This window comes from Njordella calcicola (assembly GCF_056494125.1).
The window spans coordinates 996,453-1,019,162 of record NZ_CM151396.1 but is presented as its reverse complement, the minus strand read 5'-3'; the positions used below and the strand labels follow the sequence as shown (position 1 = coordinate 1,019,162).

16 protein-coding genes and 2 rRNA genes are annotated in these 22,710 nt (G+C 50.1%); 7 read left to right on the top strand and 11 right to left on the bottom strand.

Features of this window, described 5'->3' with window-relative positions; all coding sequences use genetic code 11:
- Window positions 1-47 precede the first annotated feature (47 nt).
- Window positions 48-3,008, bottom strand: coding sequence for a multiheme c-type cytochrome (locus tag SH302x_RS03900; RefSeq protein ID WP_479367436.1), 2,961 nt, complete (start codon window positions 3,006-3,008; stop codon window positions 48-50).
- 279 nt (window positions 3,009-3,287) lie between these two features.
- Between SH302x_RS03900 and SH302x_RS03895 the strand changes: the two genes are divergently transcribed.
- Both SH302x_RS03895 and SH302x_RS03890 read left to right on the top strand, forming a co-directional pair.
- Window positions 3,288-3,560 (top strand): hypothetical protein, encoded by a 273-nt coding sequence (locus SH302x_RS03895; RefSeq protein ID WP_479367435.1) that lies wholly within the window; start codon window positions 3,288-3,290, stop codon window positions 3,558-3,560.
- Between the two features lie 957 nt (window positions 3,561-4,517).
- Window positions 4,518-4,880 carry a hypothetical protein gene (locus SH302x_RS03890; RefSeq protein ID WP_479367434.1) on the top strand — a complete coding sequence of 121 codons (363 nt, stop codon included), beginning with the start codon at window positions 4,518-4,520 and terminating at the stop codon, window positions 4,878-4,880.
- Window positions 4,881-5,025: 145 nt separating this feature from the next.
- Here SH302x_RS03890 and SH302x_RS03885 read toward each other — a convergent pair whose 3' ends face one another.
- Window positions 5,026-6,270: a glycosyltransferase gene (locus tag SH302x_RS03885; RefSeq protein ID WP_479367433.1), complete on the bottom strand. Its 1,245-nt coding sequence runs from the start codon at window positions 6,268-6,270 to the stop codon at window positions 5,026-5,028.
- 682 nt (window positions 6,271-6,952) lie between these two features.
- On the opposite strand from SH302x_RS03885, the gene SH302x_RS03880 reads away from it, so the two are divergent.
- The 3 genes from SH302x_RS03880 (at window position 6,953) to SH302x_RS03870 (ending at window position 10,680) form a co-directional block, all read left to right on the top strand.
- Window positions 6,953-9,858 (top strand): 23S ribosomal RNA (locus SH302x_RS03880).
- A 120-nt stretch (window positions 9,859-9,978) separates the two neighbouring features.
- A 5S ribosomal RNA gene (gene rrf, locus SH302x_RS03875) occupies window positions 9,979-10,086 on the top strand.
- A 96-nt stretch (window positions 10,087-10,182) separates the two neighbouring features.
- The gene (locus SH302x_RS03870) at window positions 10,183-10,680 is read left to right on the top strand and encodes a hypothetical protein (RefSeq protein WP_479367432.1); all 498 of its coding nucleotides are present in this window, start codon (window positions 10,183-10,185) and stop codon (window positions 10,678-10,680) included.
- A gap of 644 nt (window positions 10,681-11,324) precedes the next feature.
- On the opposite strand, the gene SH302x_RS03865 is transcribed toward SH302x_RS03870, so the two are convergent.
- From SH302x_RS03865 to SH302x_RS03855, 3 genes are all read right to left on the bottom strand, one after another.
- The gene (locus tag SH302x_RS03865) at window positions 11,325-12,074 is read right to left on the bottom strand and encodes a hypothetical protein (protein WP_479367431.1); all 750 of its coding nucleotides are present in this window, start codon (window positions 12,072-12,074) and stop codon (window positions 11,325-11,327) included.
- A 158-nt stretch (window positions 12,075-12,232) separates the two neighbouring features.
- The gene (locus tag SH302x_RS03860) at window positions 12,233-13,273 is read right to left on the bottom strand and encodes a glycosyltransferase family 9 protein (RefSeq protein ID WP_479369236.1); all 1,041 of its coding nucleotides are present in this window, start codon (window positions 13,271-13,273) and stop codon (window positions 12,233-12,235) included.
- Entirely contained in the window at window positions 13,273-16,527 is a 3,255-nt protein-coding gene (locus tag SH302x_RS03855; protein ID WP_479367430.1) for a serine/threonine protein kinase, read from the bottom strand. The genes SH302x_RS03860 and SH302x_RS03855 overlap by 1 nt, the downstream gene beginning before the upstream one ends.
- A 177-nt stretch (window positions 16,528-16,704) precedes the next feature.
- Here SH302x_RS03855 and SH302x_RS03850 point away from each other — a divergent pair, with 177 nt between their 5' ends.
- Window positions 16,705-17,316 (top strand): RNA polymerase sigma factor, encoded by a 612-nt coding sequence (locus SH302x_RS03850; protein ID WP_479367429.1) that lies wholly within the window; start codon window positions 16,705-16,707, stop codon window positions 17,314-17,316.
- Here the strand turns inward: SH302x_RS03850 and SH302x_RS03845 are convergent.
- The 6 genes from SH302x_RS03845 to rbp all read right to left on the bottom strand — a co-directional run bounded on the left by SH302x_RS03845 (window position 17,313) and on the right by rbp (window position 21,016).
- Window positions 17,313-18,224: a PIG-L deacetylase family protein gene (locus SH302x_RS03845; RefSeq protein ID WP_479367428.1), complete on the bottom strand. Its 912-nt coding sequence runs from the start codon at window positions 18,222-18,224 to the stop codon at window positions 17,313-17,315. The two genes, SH302x_RS03850 and SH302x_RS03845, sit on opposite strands and share 4 nt — an antisense overlap.
- Window positions 18,225-18,405: 181 nt before the next feature.
- Window positions 18,406-18,738: a thioredoxin gene (gene trxA / locus SH302x_RS03840; protein WP_479367427.1), complete on the bottom strand. Its 333-nt coding sequence runs from the start codon at window positions 18,736-18,738 to the stop codon at window positions 18,406-18,408.
- Between the two features lie 242 nt (window positions 18,739-18,980).
- Window positions 18,981-19,400, bottom strand: a complete 420-nt coding sequence (locus tag SH302x_RS03835; protein WP_479367426.1) for a rhodanese-like domain-containing protein — start codon at window positions 19,398-19,400, stop codon at window positions 18,981-18,983.
- Window positions 19,401-19,403: 3 nt separating this feature from the next.
- Complete coding sequence (locus SH302x_RS03830) at window positions 19,404-19,679, bottom strand: anti-sigma factor family protein (RefSeq protein WP_479367425.1); 276 nt, start codon at window positions 19,677-19,679, stop codon at window positions 19,404-19,406.
- Window positions 19,680-19,746: 67 nt separating this feature from the next.
- The gene (locus SH302x_RS03825) at window positions 19,747-20,379 is read right to left on the bottom strand and encodes an RNA polymerase sigma factor (RefSeq protein ID WP_479367424.1); all 633 of its coding nucleotides are present in this window, start codon (window positions 20,377-20,379) and stop codon (window positions 19,747-19,749) included.
- Window positions 20,380-20,659: 280 nt separating this feature from the next.
- Window positions 20,660-21,016, bottom strand: coding sequence for an RNA-binding regulator (gene rbp / locus SH302x_RS03820; protein WP_479367423.1), 357 nt, complete (start codon window positions 21,014-21,016; stop codon window positions 20,660-20,662).
- A 627-nt stretch (window positions 21,017-21,643) separates the two neighbouring features.
- Between rbp and SH302x_RS03815 the strand changes: the two genes are divergently transcribed.
- Complete coding sequence (locus tag SH302x_RS03815) at window positions 21,644-22,636, top strand: fatty acid desaturase family protein (RefSeq protein WP_479367422.1); 993 nt, start codon at window positions 21,644-21,646, stop codon at window positions 22,634-22,636.
- Window positions 22,637-22,710 lie beyond the last annotated feature (74 nt).

Here is a 22,710-nt window from a genome sequence, read left to right as displayed (position 1 = left end):
TGGGATACGCTTTAAACAAAATTCGTGAACGGGGGTTTCGCGTTGGGCTATGGTTCCAAGTGAACAGCCTCCGGGTTGATGTTGGCGGCTGACTGTTGCCCAACTTGCGATTTCGCTGGCAAATCTTGTGTGTTATCGCGATGCAGGTCGTAGATCACGACACGTTCGGCCGCGTGGTCGGCTGGTGGGTATTTTTGGCGAGCTTTTGGAATAGCGATATCGGATGCGTTATCATCCGGCTTGTACTTGATATTGTTAGCTTCCGCTCGCTTCGAGAGCAGCATCAGGTTCGCTGCTTCCTCGGTACTGGCAGCGAATTCTGCCAAGCGAGAGTAGACCTCGCGAAGATTCGCGTAAGCCGTATTGTTATCAGGATCAACATGTTCCTGGATAACAAACTCAAATTCAGCACGTGCCTGACGCAGCAAAGCGACAGCTCGATCTGGCTGTTTACGAGACGCAGCTTTGTCCGCCAAATCGATAAGCACACCTCCGAGTGAATTACGAACAATGTAGTCCATGCTGAAATCAAAATCGCGATCAATCCTTTCTTGCGTTTGATCGTACAGAACACTTCGATATAGTTTCTCCGCAAGCTCGAACTGGCCTTGTTGCACAGCAATTTCACCGCTCAGCCAAGCAAACGTCCAGGCTGGAGGTGGCGGGTCCATCTTTTCTGCTCGCGACAATGCTTCGGTCGCGCCGTCAAGATTCCCTTCGGCCAACAAGACACGCGCACTGTTTAAAGGCCCATCAAATCGCCCCAGTTTCTCCACCTCTCGGAACGCTTCCCCGGCTTGGCGCAATTGTGCGTTTCCTGTTAGCAGTAAAGCGATTCCGTAATCGTTCCAACGTTGCCATAAGTCTGGCGAGTTTTGGTCGTTGTTATAGTCGGACTGGGCGATCGTGCCATCCTTGCGTTGAACGCTCAACACGACAGTATCCTCTGCGATCACGGTAACTGGCAGCGTATTCCTGCCGTCAGCATGAGGGGGACCATTAACAAAAGGGCGATCCCCTTCTTTGAATGCAGAATTCATATAATCGATATAGCTTTGTGCAAACTTGCGATACTTAAACGCTACATGAATAGTGATTGGGTCTTGAATATCGTCCGGTACTTGCAAGCGATAGTGAGCTATCTGGCCTGCGCCTGGCGGAATCTGGTGATTATAAACGGCCGTGAAGATATCTTGAGCGTTGCGTCGTATGATGCGATCACCATGGCGATCGATGACAAAGTTATTGACGAAGTGCGACCAAGGGTCAACTTCCCCTCGCGAGTCGATCTGTCCAGAAGCACCTATTAGGCGATCGCCGCTTTTCACGGTTACGTCCAGCCAAAGTTCATTGGAATCGACGGTTCCTTGGGTAAGGTGATGCCCTAGTTTCAAAGTTCGAATAACGGTTTCAAGCAAATAGGTTTCGCCCGCGACCAAAGTGGGATTTTCCGGACCAATGGGAGCCAGCAGTTCGCCAAAAACCTCGCCATTTTTCCGAACCCCGAAGATATCGACACGAGCACAGCCTTCTAGGATTTTTTGCTCACGTCGGACAATCTCCTGATCGTCTCGCCAGTAGGGCAGGGCCGTGTTTCCGCCCGGGAAGAAATGGTCATGAACGACTCGTTTCCCATTGATTTCCAACGCAGCCACATCATTGGACTCTTTGAATTCCATGTGGCAACCGTTGCAATTAGTTTCCGCTTTTGGCGGATAGTAGAAGCTGCGTGCACCGTGCCCTGAGACACCGCTTAACAGGTAAGAATCGTGATGATTTTGACCGCGCAAAAACTCCCTGTAGTTGGTTAACTCTTTCGGCAGGAACACTTTGTGACAGGTGCTACAGAACTTTTCATCTTTATGAACAGGCTTGAGCATTTCCTTCTTGTGAAAACCCGGCTTGGCTTTGACCAGCAACTCGTTCACCTTTTGCAAAAGGGGATTTTCGCTGTAAACAAAAGGGTAATGCACGGGTTCCTCAATGACGTAGTCCGCATTTCCGCGAACGGAATTGACATGGGAGATTGCATGACAAACGGTACAAGTAATTCCAGCTTGGCTGGTGGGGTGATTCACGTCGTCATAGTTGGGGTCATCAAATGCACCACTAAAAAACGGGACCGGGTCGTGACAACCCGCGCACCAACGCGACGCTTGGATCGACCCATCTCGCGTACTGACCGCTTGACGGGTATCGCGAACGGCGTAGAGGTAAGCCGGATTATTAAACGAGCTGAAGTGATGCGCGCTGTGAAACCAATCATCGTAAATATCCGCGTGGCATTTCTTACAGTAGTCGTCATTTTGAAGCACGCTGGCAGGGATAAAGTTCCCACTTCGAGTCCGTGCAAGCGACGGCTCAAAGTATTTCGCGCCTTCCTTGGGCGCTGCCGTATTCCAATCGCGAGGGTCCTGCATTTGCGCCATCACCATGGCCCCCACGCAAACGGCCGTCGCGATCGCGATTCTCCGTCCGACATGCCATTTGATGCGAGGTCCAACCAGTCTATGCAGCCAATAAAGCCAAATGGCCAGTAGCGGCGAAACCACATGCGCCCAATAGATCAATTGCCGTTTGGTAGCCCCAGCGGCGAATTCAAAACTGCCTAACCGCGTTAGTAAAACACCTGAAACCAAAACAACAATAGCAATGGCAAAAAGCGCATAACCAATGCGAATCGCTCGTTTGTTCCGCCGATGTCGCGAGGAATTCCAGTGCACCAGTCCGAAGACGATTACGGGTACCGTAAATAAGAAACCTAACACCAAGTGGGCAAGGAACATAAATTGATAGAAATAGTCCTCAATCACAATTCCGCGCCACCACTGCACCAGCGTAATTGCTGACAAGTAAATACCATTGGCAGCCAACAGTGAAAACATAGTGAGAACTATGATCAACACCACGCGCAAACGCGGCCCCACGGCTCGTTGAGGCTTCTTGCCCAATATGGGCTTAGGGTGTGCTATATCATCTTGCGCCGAAACGATTTCTTCTCTGCTCATCAGATTCAATGCGATTTCAAATAAAGGTAGCTCTAAACAAAGGCTTTCCAAGGATGGAACTCACAGCAACCGCCAAAGTGTGTTGCTGTTGCTCCAGATAAGGTTGGTTCTTGGCCTGCGAATGCGATTGGCAAGCACAAGTAATCCCACTATTGGTCAAATCATTCTGCCAATGGCTGGACGGCCCGCTGCTCTCGAATCATCGAAAGCTTGGCCAGCCAGGAGAGTAGCAGGTACGATCGTGGGCGTCTGAAAGCGCTAGAGAATTGGAGGCCTGAATTGCGGCTGATCTGGCATCTGGGGATAGAAGAAATCGCCAGCTACTATTGGTTGATAATCCAAAAGGCTGGGTCGCCAACCACTGCCTCGAAAAAACATGCCATCGCTTGGGCCAGACGAATGATCAACCGCCAAGCACGAAGTCGAAAAGTGCCCGAGCGGTTGCGGCCTGCAACTTGGGCCATTACATGGCTTGGGCAAACCCCCGTAGACAGCTTTGATCGTACCTTCATCGTAAACGAGGTGCATGGAGGGCATGAGAACCAGTTGTGACTTGGCATATCCAGTCACTTTGGGCAGATCAATTAAGAGGGCGTCAGGGTTGACCAGCCCACAACGTGCTTCCGCTCGCTCGAGCCATCCGCAACAGCCCAGGAAAATCGCGAGGCACACGCTCAAGCATTTCAGCAGCGCGAGCCGACGTGGGCTTTGCATTCGACTTGCTTCAAGCATTAGCATGGCGATTTGTTCGAAACGAACGAGAGAAAGTCACTACACAATAAGAAGGGCGGACTAACACGCCCTTAGTTCAATAATAGGGCCAGGGTAGGGATCAGTCAAGCGATTGCATTTCACAGATCGTCGCGATTTGCCCTTGAAAAAGCTCTCCGAACGCCCCAGCGATCCAAGGCCCCAGATCGCAGCCTGAACGCAAACTGAGCCGTGCGGCACCGTAGGTAAGACTCTAATCTTAACGCGACCAACGTCCAGCCCGGCTGAATCTGTCGTTTGAGACAACCTATCATGAGAACACCCCACAAACAAAAAACACTTGGCTTAAGCGAGCGCTAGACCAACGCTCAAGCTCATTCTTTGGCAATAAAATTAATTGCGACGTTGGCAGGGCAGGGCAGTGAACGCGACTGTAGCCACCCTTTATTGCGGCCGACATGCAACAGTCCACATTGCCACTAGCACCCCGACGGAAGCGATGCGGGAACGTTAAATACAATTAAGTACCAGCAAGCAAATGAACAACCGATCCGTTGACAATACGGCGTCATCGACCATTATGGAGGATTGGCCTTGATATTTGCTATTAGAGTTTGAGTAACCTATAGTAGTTTTGTGACGTTGCTAACACAGAATTGACGGTTTTGCTCAAGCTCTCTTAAGCTAAAACGCTGATTGAAAAATCTTGTTAAGTTAGCCTCGCACGCAAATTATCGGTCAAAATTGAGTTTAATTTTTAACGTCCCTCCACCTAGATTACAAAGCAACCTGAGAACAATGGCGAAAAAAAGCAGTAACAAAAGCAAGCTGATTCGAGACTACTTTGGGGCTCATCCTGAGGCCGCAAACAAAGAGGTACTCGAAGCATTAGGCAAGTCTGGAGTCAAATATCATGACATTGCGAACGTCCGAAATGCTTTGAAAAAGGCAAGCTCTCCAGCAACTCCTAGCAAATCCAAAAGCCGTGGAAGACCTCGAAAATATCAGGTTGCGTCAACCAAAGTCACGACTAGCAATTCGAGCAATGCTTCAGCCGCTTACGATGCTGCATTGCAGTTTGTCCAACAAGCTGGCGGCGTCGATCAAGCAATAGAGATTCTACAAGTGATTCAAAAAGTGTCGCAAATGCTAAAAAGCTAACTGGCTAATTTGCTCGACAATGGTTAACTCTCTGCGCGATACACAATTCTCATATTAATCGCGATTGTGGTCATTGGCCGAAGGGCACTTGTGTTGTCGGCAACACAACGAACAAGTGTTTTTCGGTGCTTATTATTTACCGAATTCATCTAGCGATTTCGGCTTGCCGCACAATAGTGGCGGCCGCTTGACTCAACCCATTGTCTTGCTGCAAGAGTCGCGAGAAACGCTTACTTTCGGCGGCAGTCTGTGGGTCAAAGAATGCCAACTTCATTTTATTCATTAAGCCGCGGGTGGTCATCTTGGCCGCGGGCAGCCATTGGCCAATGCCTAATCGGGAAACTCTTTCGGCGTTATCGAATTGATCATGAGCCAGAGGCACTACGACCTGAGGGATTCCAGCCGCAATGGCCTGAGCCACAGTGCCGACCCCTCCGTGGCTGACAAGGCCAGCGCATCGCGGCAGCAGCGAACTCAGAGCGACAAATGGAGACGCGTACGCATCTTGCGGTATCGGTTGCGGCAACTGGTCGGGCGCGGCCGCTAGGTACAACGGTCGCAGTCCCAGAGCCTGGCAGGCGACCGTGGCCGTTTCGAAGAATTTCTTGGCATGCAGATTCGCCGACCCGCCAGTGAGGGCGATGGGCGGAGTCCCACTGTCGAGAAACCGTACTAAATCAACTGGCAAAGATTCGTTGGAGTTTCGTTCCCAAAGGGAGAAAGAGGTTTGAACCGAGTTGTGGGGCCAATCTTTAGCGGGCCGTGCGAACCAATTGGGAAACATCAACACATTGAGACGCCTGGAGGTCCACCAATGCAAGACGTCTCGTATCGGCGGCAGATTCTTGGACGCTCGAAAGGAATTCAGGGAGGGGCAAACCACGGGATCAATCGCAATTTTGCCTCCCATCCATATCAGGCATCGGCGCAGCCATTTGGGACCAGCCACTTGCGGCAGGGCAGGGGGATCCTGATAGCTGGCAAGCACCGAAGGCTGAAGATGAATGCTGAAGATGTTTGCTCCTGGGTACCGATCGCTGGCGCACAAACCGCCGAAACCAAAGCAATTCAGCAGGGCTACGCTATGGTCATTGGCACACCAGTTCGCGACAGTTTGGTATTGCTGTTCGAGGCATGGCAGGCACATGCGTTGGTAAAGGTAGCGAAAGCTACGCGTGGGATGCCACAAATCCGGGTGCTTGATCGACTCCTGGTAGACCCCTGGCAGCCCAAGTGGTTGAAATGCAAACCCAAGCCGTTGGGCATCTGTGGCAAAGTAGTCCGAAGTCAACAACGTGATTGCGTGCCCTTGGTTTTGAAGTTCTTGGCCGATGCCCAGAAAGGGGAACACATCTCCGGCGCTGCCCATCGGGCACAACAAGACATTCATAGTTAAGCGACCTAATCAGAGCGATTGCGGTGACTGCAAACTTTACCTTTGCCAGAGCCCTTGCAGAACACAAGCCAACTGACCCCAGCGGAGGAAAGCAAACAGTGGTTAGTCAGCCAGATACTTTAGCCAAAGCGGGCAGCTCTGAGAAATCGACGTCTGGAGAATCGCGTATCCGTGCATTGCCCGCGGCAGGTGAAGTTGGCCGGTATGCTTAAAGAGTCCGGTGAAAAATGCCGAAAACAGTGCGACACCGAAGGCGGGAAAATAAATCCGGAAAACTTTTGCGTAGCCTATTGCATTCGCGACCAAATTCTGGATGATTCTGCCTCCCATGTGGGACAGGAAACGACGCGAGTCGGAACCTGACCCAGATGAAAAATCTTTTTGAAGATGGCTTGACGCGAGTCAAACACCTTCTTAAGATGGTGGACCCTTCGCAACGAGCAGTAATGCAAATTGCGAGGGAAATTGTTCTTTGACAACATGGTTGAAGTGGTAGTAATGACATCTTAAGTTGATGCATGAAGCCTTTGATTTCTTAGGGAATTGGGGTGAGTGTGCATTCAATATTAAGGTTCGAGGTCGATTTGAATATTAGATTATTAATCGATTCGAACGAGCGCAATGGCGAACCACGGGACTTGAAATTTGCTGTGAAGTTAAAGTTTGAGATTCCGATGGTCAAGTTACTAAGGGCGCACGGGGGATGTCTTGGCATCAAGAGGCGACGAAGGGCGTGGAAGTCTGCGATAAGCTTGGGGGAGCTGACAAACAAGCTATTATCCCGAGATACCCGAATTGACATATGCTGAATACATAGGCATATGTGGCAAACCCAGGGAACTGAAACATCTAAGTACCTGGTGGAAAATAAAGAAAAATCGATTCCGTCAGTAGCGGCGAGCGAAATCGGAACAGCCCAAACCGAAGGGGTTTCCTCTTCGGGGTTGTAGGACCTCAATATCGGATTGTGTCGTGTTAGTGGAAGGGTATGGAAAGGCCCACCATAGAGGGTGAAAGTCTCGTACACGAAAATATTGACACACTGTAGAGGCACCTGAGTAGGACCAGTCACGTGAAACCTGGTCTGAATCCACGGGGACCATCCCGTAAGGCTAAATACTCCTTGATGACCGATAGTGAACTCAGTACAGCGATGGAAAGATGAGAAGAACCCCTACTAGGGGAGGTATGTGAACCTGAAACCGTGTGCTTACAAGCGGTCGGAGCACTATATAGAGTGTGACGGCGTGCCTTTTGCAAAATGATCCGGCGAGTTAGTGTTTGCAGCAGGTTAAGGCCTTACGGGCCGAAGCCAGAGGGAAACCGAGTCTGAATAGGGCGATTTATTGTTGCGGGTACTAGGCGCGAAACTGTGTGATCTACCCATGAGCAGGTTGAAGCGCGGGTTAAACTGCGTGGAGGACCGAACCCACTTGGGTTGAAAACCGAGGGGATGACTTGTGGGGAGGAGTGAAAGTCTAATCAAACACAGAGATAGCTCGTTCTCTCCGAAATATTTTGAGGGATAGCCTTGAGGAACTATGCGACGGGGGTAGAGAGACTGAATTGGATGGGGGCCCTTTCCTGGGTACCTCACCGAACCAAACTCCGAATACCGTTGTAACTATCTCGGGAGTCAGTCTGCGGGGGATAAGCTCCGTGGTCAAGAGGGAAACAACCCAGATCGTCAGCTAAGGTCCCGAAGTTCCATTCAGTCACTAAGGAAGTTGAATCTCTGAGACAGCCAGGATGTTGGCTTAGAAGCAGCCACCATTTAAAAAGTGCGTAACAGCTTACTGGTCGAGAGATTCTGCGCCGATAATGAACGGGAGTAAATGGAACACCGAAGCTACGGGTTCTAACGCAAGTTAGAGCGGTAGGAGAGCGCTGAAGGGCAGATACAAGACGTACCGTGAGGAGCGTTGTCGGGCCCTTCAGGTGATTATGCCGGAATGAGTAACGATTAAACAGGTGAGAATCCTGTTCGCCGAACACCTAAGGTTTCCTGGGCAAGGTAAATCCGCCCAGGGTTAGCCGGTACCTTAGTCGAGGCCGAAAGGCGTAGACGATGGATGGAAGGTTAATATTCCTTCGCCGATTCCATGGAGTGATGGAGGGACGGCGTCCGAAAAGCATGCGGACTATTAGATTATGTCCGTTGCTTGGCTCTAAGAATGGGGGTAGGCAAATCCGCCCCATTAGGTTCAAGGAGCCGAGCTAACAGCATTTAAGATCTGGATGATGTTGGAAGGACGTCCAAGAAAAGCTTCTAAACTTTGAAGTGGAATTGACCGTACTAAAACTGACACAGGTAGGTGAGAAGAGTATTCTAAGGCGCTCGGGAGAACGGTGGTTAAGGAACTCTGCAAAATGGCTCCGTAAGTTCGCGATAAGGAGCGCCCCCGATGGTTTATGCTTTTGGGGGCCACAGAAAATCGGCACTAGCGACTGTTTATCAAAAACACAGGTCTCTGCGAACTCGTAAGAGGATGTATAGAGACTGACGCCTGCCCGGTGCTGGTAGGTTAAGGAAGAGGGTTATCTACCTTGAGTAGAGAAGCTCGCGACCGAAGCCCCAGTAAACGGCGGCCCTAACTATGAGGGTCCTAAGGTAGCGAAATTCCTTGTCGGGTAAGTTCCGACCTGCATGAAAGGCGTAACGACTGGTGCACTGTCTCAACCACCGACCCGGTGAAATTGTAGTTGTGGTGAAGATGCCACATACCCGCGGTTAGACGGAAAGACCCCATGAACCTTCACTGTAGGCTGATATTGGGTTGAGGTATGTATTGTGCAGAATAGCTGGGAGGCTGTGAACTGGGGACGCAAGTCTTCAGGGAGCCATCGTTGAGATACCAGCCTGTATATGCTTTAATTCTAACTTTGTCCCGTGAATCCGGGCTTAGGACATTGTCAGTTGGGCAGTTTGACTGGGGCGGTCTCCTCCTAAAAAGTAACGGAGGAGCGCAATGGTACACTCAGCCTGGTCGGCAATCAGGCAAAGAGCGTAAAGGTATAAGTGTGCTTGACTGCGAGACAAATAAGTCGAGCAGGAACGAAAGTTGGTCTTAGTGATCCGGTGATTCCGAATGGAAGGGTCATCGCTCATCAGATAAAAGGTACTCTGGGGATAACAGGCTTATCGCATCCGAGCGTCCACAGCGGCGATGCGGTTTGGCACCTCGATGTCGGCTCATCACATCCTGGGGGTGAAGAAGCTCCCAAGGGTTTGGCTGTTCGCCAATGAAAGTGGTACGTGAGCTGGGTTCAGACCGTCGTGAGACAGGTCGGTCCCTATCTGCCGTGGGCGTACGAAACTTGAGGAGGGTCAACTTTAGTACGAGAGGATTTGGTTGGACGTAGCTCTGGTGTACCAGTTGTCGCGCTAGCGGCACGGCTGGATAGCTAACTACGGAAAGGATAAACGCTGAAAGCATCTAAGCGTGAAGCCCTCTCCAAGATTAGGTTTCGTAAGCTTTTTTAAGCGAAAGTCCCCATGTAGACGACGTGGTTGATAGGCCAGATGTGTAAGCACCGTAAGGTGTTCAGCTTACTGGTACTAACGGACGAATGCTTGACCATCGGTATCTTGCACTTTGCCCAGCAAAGATCAGATCCGATGACTCGTCATTGCAATCAAAGATTGATCATTACAATCCACTTCAACAGCTTGGCAAGCGGGAATACGGCTTGCCAAGCTCTCCCGGTGACCATATCAGAAAGGTCCACCTGTTCCCATTCCGAACACAGTAGTTAAGCTTTCTGAGCCGATGATAGTGTATACCAATGCGAAAGTAGGTATCGCCGGGTTTTTAAAAAGCTCTTTGAGTGCAAACTCAAGGAGCTTTTTTTTTGGTATAATTTCAGGTCAACCATTGTCCATTGAATTCCTCCGTTACTCCGCCCGTGACCTTACCATTTGACTATCGAGCAATCTTCGAAATACTCGACCGGCATTGCGTCGACTACCTATTGATCGGTGGACTGAACTTCTTCTTACTGCACCAGTCCGTATCTACTCAAGACGTCGATATCTTGATCAAGTCGTCTGCAGAGAACGTGTCTTTGTGCGAAAAAGCACTTTGCGACATGAAGGCTGAATGGGGCGACTCAGATGACGACTGGGAGCTGGTTTGCAATAAGCCAAATGGTTGGCTAACCAAACAGAATGTCTTCTGCATGCTAACGGAGTTCGGCCCTCTCGATGTCTTTTTATCGGTTCCAGGTATCGATTCGTATGCTCAAGCAAAGCGAGCCGCGGTTCGGTACAACTATGCATCATCAAGCGAGTCGCACCTTTTGTCTGCAGCCGATTTGTTGGCTTGTCAACTCGCAATCCCAGAGGAGTATCGCAGACGTGACCGAGTTAAGTATCTCCAGGAGTTGCTGAAGAAAGATGCATGACCAATTTCGATATGAACACGACAAACGGGATAGGAGAATCTCGCCTGAACAAAAGCAAGCTTGGGCCGATGGACTGCTTGCTTCGCTTCCAGACTCCGTTGCCTATCAGCGCAAGTGCACTATAGAAGCAAGGTTGGCCGAGCAAAAGATTCTGCTTAAGCTCGTGAGCGACTGGGAGACGCAACAACGTGTAGCCCGAAACAGGTCGTCGAACTAATTCAGCTTGCGAAATAATTATTCCATGTCGATTCGAAGTTCGCATGAGTCATGTAGCTGATGCGGCTGGCTCGGATCTGTACCTCGTAACCTCTGTCTAGTTTTATGGACAACCATTCGATTCTGCGTGCTTCTGGATCAACAATCAGGTAGTGCGTAACTTCCTCGCCAGCATACAGCTCGTTTTTTTTAGCCCCAATCACGATGGGCAGTTGTCGCCGATGTGATTTCGCAAACTAGATTCGGAGCACAAGAAATATGCTTCGTCGGAACTTCTCCACGAACGATTGAAACATCTTGGCAATCAACCGTATTCCGATTGATTATCCAATCAATTCCAGCCAGCCCGCTGGAGTCATCGCAAGATTGTTCCACAAGTTGATGGCTGAGCTGCCAAGTGACAAGCTATCAGATGAACGGTCGCAACGTTAAAGTTCGGGACCATCCAAGCGTCGATAGTCTGGCGAATCAATAGTGCTCTCCGCGTCATCTTCTTCGCCGAAGTTTTCATCGTCGCCGATAATGCTTTCCGAGTCGGTCCAATCCATGCCGTCAACAGTATAGTTGCGGTTGTTGGCAGCAACTCGGACGTTACCTTCGCCAAGATGGGCATTCATAGTTGCAATGATCGCATATTGTCTGGCTTCGTCTTCAAATGGGCCGTTCATGTAAAGATGCTCACCTTGATGGCCCATCTCATAATGCCCTTCGATGGAACCCCTGAGAATGTCACCCCAAAGTGGTGCTACTTTTTGATAGTCAGGATGAGGAGAAAGCCCCGCCTGTTTCGCAAACTCAATGGCTGACTCGACTAAGCCGCGTGCAATAGACGGTTCCTCAGGTTGCAGGTTGGACTGCTCGATGGTCATCCGAACACTCTCAGGAGATCGCAGGCCACCCATTACCTGCTTTACCCCAAGGCAGTATGTGTCGACCAGCACCATCATGATGGCAATTGCTCCTCCGGGAGCTCTGCGGGCCAATGCGACGTAGCCCAGGCCACTTTTTATCCCTGCGCTCACGCCGCAGAAGGTGATTTCTCCACGTGCGCTATGAACCATTTGTCCCTGCAAAGACGCCAGTTGCTGCCGTTTGCGAGTTTCCTGCTGATGCCGTTTGCGATCCTTCGCGTTCTTGCGAGCTAACTTTTGTTGACGTTTGTGATCCGACTTAACCATATCCCCACTCCTTAGTTCCTGAAAGTTGTCCAGCAGATTCGCTCTGCTAAGTCAAAATTTACGGTTCCTAAAGAGACCGTAAAGGTACGAGCCCGTTCGGATGATTAGAGTTTGCGTACAAACTTCAAAAGCAATTCGAGTTTTTGACGTTTCGTACCTTAGCTGGTCCGTTTTGCGCAATCCAACAGGAGGCGATGGCAAGCTTGGCAGACGTCCAAAACAGAAATTGAATCCATAATTTCTTTTGGAGCTCTGCGGCGTTGAGATCTAGGGCCATTGAAAATTTCCTTTTGAACCGCAATGTTATGATCGCCATAAGGGCCATTCCGTTCCGCAGGCATCGGTCCAAACAAACCCACGCACCGCGCACCGACGGCTACCGCGATGTGTAGCGGGCCCGTATCGGAAGCGATAAAGATTTTGCTGCGACGCGCAATCGCAGCAACTTGGCGTAATGTTGTCGGCGGCGCTAGTTTTGCGTGGGGAGTCAGCTCGCAGATTTTACTGGCAGTTAGCTTTTCATTCTCGCCTGACCATAGCACTAGCACCTCCAGCTTATGTTCTGTTCCAAGATAAGTTGCCACTTCCGCGAATCGTTCCGCTCGCCAAAGCTTGGATTTCCAACCAGCTCCAACATTAATCACTCCATAAGAGTCGTGGATACTAAGCGACGATAGTAGATTGCTCGCGTCCTGACTTTCCTGAGGAGTTTCTGCAATTTGAAACCTTGCGTTCTGCGGAACTATTCCAAGCGGCTTCAGTAATTCAAGGTTGCAATCGACGATATGCTGAGAGACGGGTTGATGCAACGAGTTATTAAACAGCTTGCTATACCCACGGGCATTTTCTCCTGCGAATCCTATACGAAGCTTGGCCCCGGAAAGCCAGCCAACAAAAGCGCTTTTCGACAACCCTTGAGGGTCAATACTTACGGTCGGACGAAATTCCCTGAGCTGGCGTCTCAATTGAAGAATCGCACGCAGCGATTTCCTCCAATTCTTGGGGACAACGATCAAACGATCGATCAAAGGATGGTGCTGCAGTATTTGTGAAGGACCTAGTTCCGCAACCCAGGCAATCGGCGCTTGCGGATAATGTAGCTTGAGTTCCTCGAGCAACGGCAGTGCATGAGCCACATCGCCGATCGCGGACATACGCGTGATTAAAAATCGATAGTTATCTCTCGAGATCGTGCGCATCACTCGAAAATCACTTCTCGTTTTCCACTGGCAAAAGATTCGATCGACAATATTCGCCATCCCTCGCTCTGGAGGCCTAATCGAACTCGGAGTTCTGATGATTGGCCGGGTAGTGAATCGTACTTGCCAACAACAGTGGCTTGGTCGACGGTATAGTTCACCATGTTTGTGTCGAAACTGGATTGCCCCTCAGTCACGAACTCTTTTTTGAACCTTTTCTCTCGCACGCTTGAGTGAATCCAATGCGTTGCAGTTTGTTCGTCGGATTTTGGATTAGAGCTTGCAGATAATGATTGAAAGAACAATTGCACGACCGTCGACGGATCGAGCAAGTCCGACTCCAAGATGCCATCAATCCAGCGGTGCATGATAAAGGCAATCGCGATTTCTTGGTCTTCGCTTGCGACCACTTGCAGCGAGCCATCGTTCATGGAACGTTGAAGCTTCATATCGTAAGTCCATGATAGGCTTGACCATTCTCCGCTAAAAATGTCCTTTAATTTAGGGGTTAGAACGAGGTCTTTAGTTTCGAGCATCGTTCTAACTCTCGCTAAAGAAGCCTTAGGGCGATTTGATTCCGGTAATCGTTGGTATGCGAATAGCAGTTCAATCGATTCAGAGACTTTAGCATCAGTCCCTGGGGGCAACCCGCTAGTAAACGCCTGGCCCATTCCTCCCATGCCACCGCCTCCCATGCCTCCATATCCATAAATTTGCTTGGCGGCCTGCGATCGAACGCTCCATGAATCATTCCCATAAGAACTCAATTGAATTTGGATCATGTCGCCAAGCAGTGCCTGGTTTGATTCAGCCCACCGAGTCAACCGCTGGTCAATAAAGTCTACGACAAGCTTCCAATACTCGGATTCTTCGCTTTTAGCTTGCACGTCAACCGACTTCAATTGCCAAAACACGTTTTCAGCGCTGCCATTGGCAATCGCATTACGAGCCAATGTCAGACGAGCGTTTAGGCGATCTTTGTCGGCCAGGAAAGCCTTTCCAGAACTATAGTGGTAGTAAGAATTGGCGGGATACGTGTAGTACTGAGCAATGCTGAACGCCGTATTCGGAAAGTTGGAATAGAGGAAATTATTCAGAGGGTGTTCGGTTTTGACATCTACGATATTGCCTCCCATTGTTTTTGCCTTTTGCACCATCAATCGCCGTTGCAAATCATGGTCGTTTACAAACCAATCTTCGATATTTTGCCAGGTCGATGCAAGCTGCGTCCATTGAACATCATCAACGGGAGTACGAGTGGGATCTACTTTCAAAGTGCATTCCGCTAAAAAAGCGAAGATGCGATCATCATCGTCATGCAGCCAGCCCGCAATCCGCTGGTCCATGAATTCATAGGAAAGCCAATGCGTGAGCTTCAAACAATCAAGCCCTGCGAGGAAGCCTTTCCGATCTGCTGCCATTTCGATAAACGAGGCAAGTTTTGTTTGGGCATCTTCCGGAATCGCTTTCTCAAGTATGCGTACTGAAGCAAGCCAGGTTTGATAATCGCGTTCTAAGTGGATTTGTCGTAAATGGTCCAAAATTGTTTTATCTTTGTACGTCGCCTTGAGCAACTCTTCGGAGATAACCCCTGCCGGCAACCATTCCTTCGTGTCCATCTTCGTTTGGCTTATAGCCTCCGACTGCACTTCACGACGAATCTTTGCAATCACGGTTTCTCCTCGCTTCAACACGATCGTTTGAGGTTCCATCTCGATTCCATCGGCGGGGCTATCCAATTGAATTTGATACTCGCCAGCATTCAATTTGGTCAAAGAGTTGCCTTGTTGTATTGTGAGGGAGTCGGACTTGGTTCCGTCAAGTTTCGTAATATGTACCTGCAAATCGTCCAACTCTGACTGAATGACCAAGTTGCCATGGGAGTCGTTGATAATCACCGTCCATCCAAAGTACACCAGAAAAGGCAGCAGCGCCGCCGCGATGGTAGTCCCCCACCGAGCTTTTCGCTTCGACCCGCCGCTTACCTTGTTATCAACGTCGTCAAGCGACCTTAGAGGTTTTGGTGTAAGCAAGTCATCCGGTATTTCGCTGGGCATTTGCATCGCAAGTGAGGCGAGGCGCTGCAGGTCTGCCCCGCCGCAATATGGCATAAGCGCTTCGGCCACATGAGCGGCGCTGGCGGGGCGAGAACTCGGGTCGGATTTCAACAATTGGTCAATCCATTTCGCCAACCCGTCGGGAACATCAGGCCGCAAGGTCTTAATCTTCAACGGTTCATGTCTTGCCAATATGCGAAGTTTTTCGAGTGGCGATTGGTGCGGCAACATAGCCAACGGTAGTTGGCCCGATAGCAACCGGAACATCGTTGCCCCTAACGAGTAAAGGTCGCTGCGATGATCGACGCTGGCACTTCGCTCGGCTTGTTCAGGTGCCATGTAATCAAGCGTTCCCAGGAACTGTCCGACAGTTGTTAGCTCGCCCAACGGGCTGTCCCAAGGACTCAATAGCACCAGTCCAAAGTCGAGCACTTTTACGTTACCGTTTTGGTCGAGCATGACATTGGATGGCTTGATGTCGCGGTGCACCATGGCTTTCTGATGAGCATGAGCCAGGCCTAGTGCGATTTGTCGACCGATCTCACACACATCCGCAATGTCCAAAGGCTTGAGTTGTCTCGCTATTTTGCCCAGGTCTAAACCTTGAACTAGCTCCATGGCAAGGTAAAGAAAATCCGCATCCGTCCCAGCATCCGTTGCCGTGACGATGGCCGGATGATTTAGCTTACCTGCTGCTTGGATCTCCCGTTCAAATCGTTCGACCGCATAAGCGCTGGCCAAACCCAGCGGCAACAACTTGAGAGCCACTTCTTTATGAAGTTTATTGTGTTCTGCTCGATAAACGCTACCCATGCCACCGCAACCGATGGCTTGAAGCAAGCGATAGGGCCCAACATTTTTCGGGACATGATGCAGCATGCCAGAACGCCACGCCAAATGCTCTCTGCTGGCGGGCTCTTTGCTTGAAGCGATGGCGTCACGAATAATTTGCGCCTCGTCGCCCTCTGCTTGTTTCAATAAATCAATGTCGGTGACGTCTTGAATCTGGTCGATCGTAGGTAACAGTTCTACTTCCAGTCGACTCAGTGCCTCATTGCATACACCGCAGGATTCCAAGTGTAGATCGACGCTTTCGGACGTCGCTTCATCCGCTGCGCCTTGCAAGTAGTCACTCAAGACCGACTTGCTGGGACAGGTGCTTTGGTGGCTTGATAAATTGGACGCTGGCAGTTTCATGGTGACCATTTTATCCTGTAGATGATTGGAATACGTGTCGAGACGGCGTAAAATCGAGCTTTCCAGAATGCCGCTTAATAGAGAGTCGTTTTGGACGTGACACCAAATTCGATTTTTTTGAGTTGCTAGATGCCCACGCCTAAAAACTCCGAACCACCATATCAGCCGAGGCCTGACATGACATCATCCACGGGCACACGACCTTCGCTAGTGGAAGGTGTTCGGGCTGGCAATCCAGTGGCTTGGGAACGCTTGGTAGCTTGCTATCAACCCCGTTTGGTAGCGTTGTGCCGAACCTCTGGTTTGGATGAAGCCGCTGCCCATGACATCCTGCAAGAACTTTGGATGTCGGTATCCAAATCGCTGCCACATTTCTCGTCTTCGGTAGGACGAGGGGCATTCCGAGCCTGGATGTGGCGCATTTTGCAGCGTCGAATCGTTGATTACCGTCGGCAGCAAGTTCGATCGCCGATTGGAATCGGTGGCTCAACCATGCTTGGCCGTTTAGCGGATGTTCCCGCACAACTGGATTCGGACTCTAGCAACGCAAGTCATTCGGCCCATGGACCGAGCGAATTTCGCAGCGACTTGCAGCAAATCTTAAAGCGGATTGCGAATGACTGCGAACCTCGAACGTGGCAAGCCTTTGTGCGTTCCGCAATGGACGGTTGGCCTACCGATCAAGTGGCCATCGAGTTTGGGATGACCACCGTCGCAGTCAGACAACTTCGCAGTCGGATTCTTCGCCGCATCCGCCGCGAATTGGCACCGCCGAAAGCCGAGCCTTAATTAGTTGCTGGAAAGAAAGGGAACAGCTTACGAATTTCGTCGTCCGTTGGTTGATGTCCAAATTCGCAGATCTCGAAAGCTTCAGCGTAGGTGATCTTTGCCGCGGCGTCTTTACCGTACCATTTCTCTAGGGACGAGCGATAAAGGTTCGCTTCGCTGGTTTGGCGGTTGTTCCACCGCGACCAGAGCCATTTGCGGCGTGCTTCTGGGTCGTTTGCTGCGGGATTACTTTTCATGAAAGCTTCGCTTCCCAGTGCCCCGCCTTCGAACGTTTGTGATTCAAGAGCCAGCAACGCATCGACCTTTTGTTCAAATACATCATCGATGCCAACAGTGATATCTGCTTGAAAGGGGTAGGGCTTGCGAAAACGATCGCTGGAGTACAAGAAGACAGGGTTTTTATCGAGTGGCTTCACATCGGGACAAAAGAAGGGGACGGCAACCATATAAGCGGCGTCTTGCACTAGCACGCCGACATAGCGATGGTCAGGATGATAGTCCCAAGGTCGATGACATATCACAACATCCGCGTTCCACTCACGAATCGTCTTCGTGATCAGCTTGCGATTTTCTAACGTGGGAAGCAATTCTCCATCGTGTATGTCCAGTACTTCGTAAGTGACGCCAAGGCGTTTTGCAACTTCATTCGATTCTGCTGTGCGTCGCTGAGCGAGCGGGCCACCCGCCATTTGCCAATGTCCAATGTCACCGTTGGTTACCGAGACTAGCTTCACATGATGACCTGCTTTGGCCCACATTGCGCCGACCCCGCCTGCCTTGTACTCCGCATCGTCAGGATGAGCACCGAATACAATCACTCGAACTTTCCCATCTTCGTCGGCGCAGATTGTAGAGTGACTAGTTAGCAATGCAGACAGAAGAAGAAAAGCAGTAGGCAGACAACGCATGGCGGGACCTCTTGGTGGAAGGCGTAAGAAAGTAATCTCGGCGAGACTAACATTATAGCAAGTTCTTCGAGACTTCGGTGTCAGCAATGGCGACACATCCGCGCGGCGTCGTTGCAGCCGTTGCGATTGGCCTGCGTCCAGCAAACAGTAAGTCACTGGCATCATTACAAAAATGTCGCCTCTAGTTGGCCGAGATCAGTTGTGCAATCGCGTTGTTCAATGCAGCCTCCGAGGCTACCCCGGTGGATTCACCAACAATTTCGCCCTTATGAATGAAAACCAAGTGCGGAATGGACGAGACGCTAAACTGGCCAGCCAAGTCCTGCTCTTGGTCAACATTAACTTTGACCACTTTTGCAATTCCCGCGTTCTTGGCAGCAACACGGTCTAGAATTGGTCCCAATGCACGACACGGTCCGCACCAGTCGGCGTAAAAGTCGACAATGACTGGGACCGAGGACTCGATGACTTCTTCTTCAAAATTGGCAAGTGAAACTTCTAATGCGTGGCTCATATTTTTGCTCCTAAGAGTTGCGGGCGGGTTCGGTATACAAGATTGGACCCACGACAAGCCTAGAAGTTACAAAGAATCAAATGCTCTTGAACCGTTAAGTTCACTCGCCAGAACTTCAGCGAAGCGGAGAATCTAGGCGGGGCAAGATAAGCCTGTTGGGAATGCGATTGCTTCGCTGATCGTCCAGAAGCAACCACATGTCAATAAAACGCGATGAGCGTTGCGCTTCGATGTTATGATTGTTACTTCTTTTCGCTTGGAAAACCGGCCTTGACCAGTTCGTCATAGCCTGGCTTGAGCGGCCTTACTTCAAAACCATAATCCGCGATGATTTTACCAGCTCGTAGTGAGCGATAGCCTACGGCACAGTAAGTGTAAACGATTGCATCTTTGGGAATCTTCGCGAGAACGTCCTTTTCAGTCAATGTATCTTGCAAATCTCGCCATGGCAGAAAGATAGCATCCTTGATGTGTCCGTCGTTCCATTCTGGGATCGAACGGACATCAACCAGCACCGCTTTTTTCTCCTGCACGCGTTCCTTAACGGTAGGCAGGGAATCGGAAGTGTGCTGCAGTTCAGCTCCCTTTTCTTTCGCTTGCGCGTACGTCAGTGCGATCAGTGACAAGCCTAATAATGTTACTAACGAAAAAACACGAATCATTTCTCAGTCTCCACTGGTAAGTACATTTTGATCAAGGTTCGATCGGAACTTCCGTTCCCATTCTACCCTCAATTTGGCCTGTAATCGATCCTTGAACTCCTTTGGCATATCGTAAGGAACACCTGACTTGTAGAGCGAAATGGTTTGGCGAATATTGTCCACCACAATCTGGCATGGGTTACATCCCGCCAGATGCTCAGCAAACTCATCACAGATTTCCGTGAGCTGCGCACCATCTACGTAGTCATTGAGAGCTTTTAGCAGTTCTTCGCAGGTCATTGTTGGATTCCTTACGTATGGTCACGTTTTTATTATGATCCATGCCGCCGGGGAAAGTTACAAAATTTCAGGAATGATTGTGGTCCGGGACGACAACTTGCTCCGGATCCCCGAACCGTCGCGTCAGGACTTCGCGAAGTGCGAGTCTCGCGCGAAGCAAACGAACTTTAACGGTGGACTCAGTCAAATCGAGGGCTTCTGCAGTTTCCCGAATCGACAATCCTTCCACATCACGCAGCAAAAAGACGGACCGATACTTTTCATCAAGGTCCAACACCGCCTTATCAATTTCTTGTTGAATTTCAGCACGCGAGACAATCTCGTCCACCGAATCACGCCAAGGCGCGATAAATTCTGGATGAGGTATATCGCCATATCGATCCTCGGCTCCAGCAACTTCGGCCATTTTTAGACCATGTTTCTTCCTGAGAATCTTCAGCGCGTTGTTGCTTGCAATCTTGAGTACCCAAGTCGTCAGAGAAGCTTCCTCGCGAAAGTTTTCAAGATGCTCTATCAGAGCGACGAATGTTTGTTGCGTTGCATCTTCGGCATCTTGGACTTGGCGCAGCATGCGGTAGCAAAGCCCATAGACGCGGGGCTGTAATTGCTGGATCAAGCTGTGAAATGCGTCAAAGTCGCCAGCTTTGGCGAGATGCAACAACTCTATTTGGGTTGGCTCTTGAACTAAGTCACCATCCATTCAATTGTCGATTTCCCTTGTTTGACCAGAGGTACCAAGTCAGTGCTCCAAGGAGCGTCCACATTGTAACGCATCGAGTGGTGCCTTTGCTACCACGCTATCAATTCTCTTCCCGCAATGAGACTTATTGCACAGTGTATCAACGAAAACAGTGTACCAACGAAAACAGTCCACGTTGGGAAACGGGGACTGTCTAAAATTACGTAAGGAATATCCAGCTACGTTACTACAAGGAGGTCGTTGGTCCTACGATCAACTGACCAAGGGTGTCGGGCAAGGCTTAGTAGCGCGAACCACGTCCGCCGCCGCCGCCGCTGCCGCCACGGCTTCCACCGCCGCCGCCGCCGCCACCACCGTAACGGCTACCACCGCCACCGCCGGATGGACGACTTTCACGCTCGCGTGCTTCGTTGCAGGCGATGTTACGATCTGCGATCGAAGTTCCATTAAGACCAGCGATTGCTGATCGGGCTTCCTGAGAGTTTGGCATTTCAACGAATGCGAAACCGCGTGGTCGATTGGTATCTCGATCTACGATGATACTAACTTTGGAAACTTCACCGTAATGGCTGAAAGCATCACGTAAATCGCCTTCTGTCGCTTGGAACGACAGATTTCCGACATAAATATTTGTCACAACAAAAACCTAAACTTCCCGCGGCGCATGCAAGGATACTGCGTCTCTCATGGGTCATGGATAGCCAAAACCCATGCAAAATCAAATCAAAGCAAGCTCGCGAAACAAAACCATAAAATCTGCTACCAGGGCGAATCCTAAAACCAAAGCTTTGAGAATATCGCGTGTAGACTTAAAACGCTCGCTAAAACAACCACGCAGGAAAATAGAACTGGCTAGAGATCAAAACTTGCTTGAGAAATGCGAGCACCAACTTTGGCAAGTATCTACGGCTCGAAGGGGAAAGTCAAGAGAAGACTTCACGATCTTGCAACTTCCTTCGAAATGTTATTCTTGCCTCACAATTCGGAGGAATAAGCGGCTCAGATGGAAATCCTCCGCTTTCACTCAACTTGGACTCAACCGTCTCGAGAACGAAGGCAAGTTCAAACAAAGATTTGCAGCGGCATGCCAGAAAAAAAATTTATTGGGTATTCTATGCAAGTTTGGCGTATTGGGGTTGTGGCAAAATGCAACTTCGCTGAACCTGAATCGCCATAGCTTCGTACGTTGAATGCGTGAACGCATGGCAATTCCTTGCTACGACATTCAGCCATGGAAATGCTAGCCAGTAAGGAGACGCGTTGGATGCGTTCAGAGAAAGATCTTTTAATTGCGACAAAGGCCTACGCCAGCGAGATTCGTTTCAAGAGTTGGTGGGTGCTGTGGTCAACTCTCGCGTTGTACGGTGCAGTCACACTGCTGTGCGCGCTGAATTTATCGCTTTGGATTCGCATTCCGCTTAGTATTCTTAGCGGTCTGTTGATTGTCCGCATGTTTATTCTTTACCACGACTTCCAACATCGAGCGATCTTGACCAAGTCCTGGGTCGCAAAATCGGTGATGAATTTGTACGGCATGCTGGTCCTCAGCCCGCCTAGCGTCTGGAACCGATCTCACGATCATCACCATAAACACAACTCGAAAGAAACGACGCTGAATTCGATCGGCTCGTTTCCGATCATGACCGTCGAACAATATCAACGGGCTACTGGATTTGAACGATGGGCCTACGCGGCTTCTCGGCATCCACTCACAATTGGCTTAGGCTACTTCACTATTTTCTTGGGTGGTATGTGCATCAAAGCCATGTTGACGAATCCTCGCATGCACTTCGATGCAGCGGTCGGACTGGTAATGCATCTGGCGGTCGGAGCCGGGTTCCTGATGCTTGGGATTGACGCTTTTGTTTTATGCTTCGTGATTCCGCTCTTGTTGTCCTGTGCATTAGGCTCTTACTTGTTTTATGCCCAGCACAACTTCCCCGGCTGCAAACTTGAAAAGCGTGAAGACTGGACGCACACCTCGGCCGCCTTGCAATCATCTAGCTATCTAAAGATGAACCCGATCATGGAATGGTTCACTGGCTACATCGGCTATCACCACATCCATCATCTGAATGCAAAGATTCCCTTTTATCGACTTCCCGAAGCGATGAAGGGACTACCCGAGCTACAAAAACCGCCTTCTACAACCCTGCGATTGTCAGATGTTTACGGTTGTTTCGCTCAGAACGTCTGGGATGCAGAACAGCAAAAGTTCATACCTTATCATCAAGCCCTCCAAACTCTGAGCGCTTAGTGTGACTTGAGCTTCAGGCTCTCAGTGGTAGACGAACCATGCGATGATCGATTACCTTAGAAGATCTCGCTTTC

Excerpts from the sequence above, each read along its gene's own strand:
- SH302x_RS03815 (WP_479367422.1), top strand. The coding sequence starts at position 21,644 with ATGCGTTCAGAGAAAGATCTTTTAATTGCGACAAAGGCCTACGCCAGC.
- SH302x_RS03825 (WP_479367424.1), bottom strand. The coding sequence starts at position 20,379 with ATGGATGGTGACTTAGTTCAAGAGCCAACCCAAATAGAGTTGTTGCAT.
- SH302x_RS03890 (WP_479367434.1), top strand. The coding sequence starts at position 4,518 with ATGGCGAAAAAAAGCAGTAACAAAAGCAAGCTGATTCGAGACTACTTT.
- SH302x_RS03855 (WP_479367430.1), bottom strand. The coding sequence starts at position 16,527 with ATGAAACTGCCAGCGTCCAATTTATCAAGCCACCAAAGCACCTGTCCC.
- SH302x_RS03830 (WP_479367425.1), bottom strand. The coding sequence starts at position 19,679 with ATGACCTGCGAAGAACTGCTAAAAGCTCTCAATGACTACGTAGATGGT.
- SH302x_RS03835 (WP_479367426.1), bottom strand. The coding sequence starts at position 19,400 with ATGATTCGTGTTTTTTCGTTAGTAACATTATTAGGCTTGTCACTGATC.
- trxA (WP_479367427.1), bottom strand. The coding sequence starts at position 18,738 with ATGAGCCACGCATTAGAAGTTTCACTTGCCAATTTTGAAGAAGAAGTC.
- SH302x_RS03900 (WP_479367436.1), bottom strand. The coding sequence starts at position 3,008 with ATGAGCAGAGAAGAAATCGTTTCGGCGCAAGATGATATAGCACACCCT.
- SH302x_RS03865 (WP_479367431.1), bottom strand. The coding sequence starts at position 12,074 with ATGGTTAAGTCGGATCACAAACGTCAACAAAAGTTAGCTCGCAAGAAC.
- SH302x_RS03885 (WP_479367433.1), bottom strand. The coding sequence starts at position 6,270 with ATGAATGTCTTGTTGTGCCCGATGGGCAGCGCCGGAGATGTGTTCCCC.
- SH302x_RS03845 (WP_479367428.1), bottom strand. The coding sequence starts at position 18,224 with ATGCGTTGTCTGCCTACTGCTTTTCTTCTTCTGTCTGCATTGCTAACT.
- SH302x_RS03850 (WP_479367429.1), top strand. The coding sequence starts at position 16,705 with ATGACATCATCCACGGGCACACGACCTTCGCTAGTGGAAGGTGTTCGG.
- SH302x_RS03860 (WP_479369236.1), bottom strand. The coding sequence starts at position 13,273 with ATGCGCACGATCTCGAGAGATAACTATCGATTTTTAATCACGCGTATG.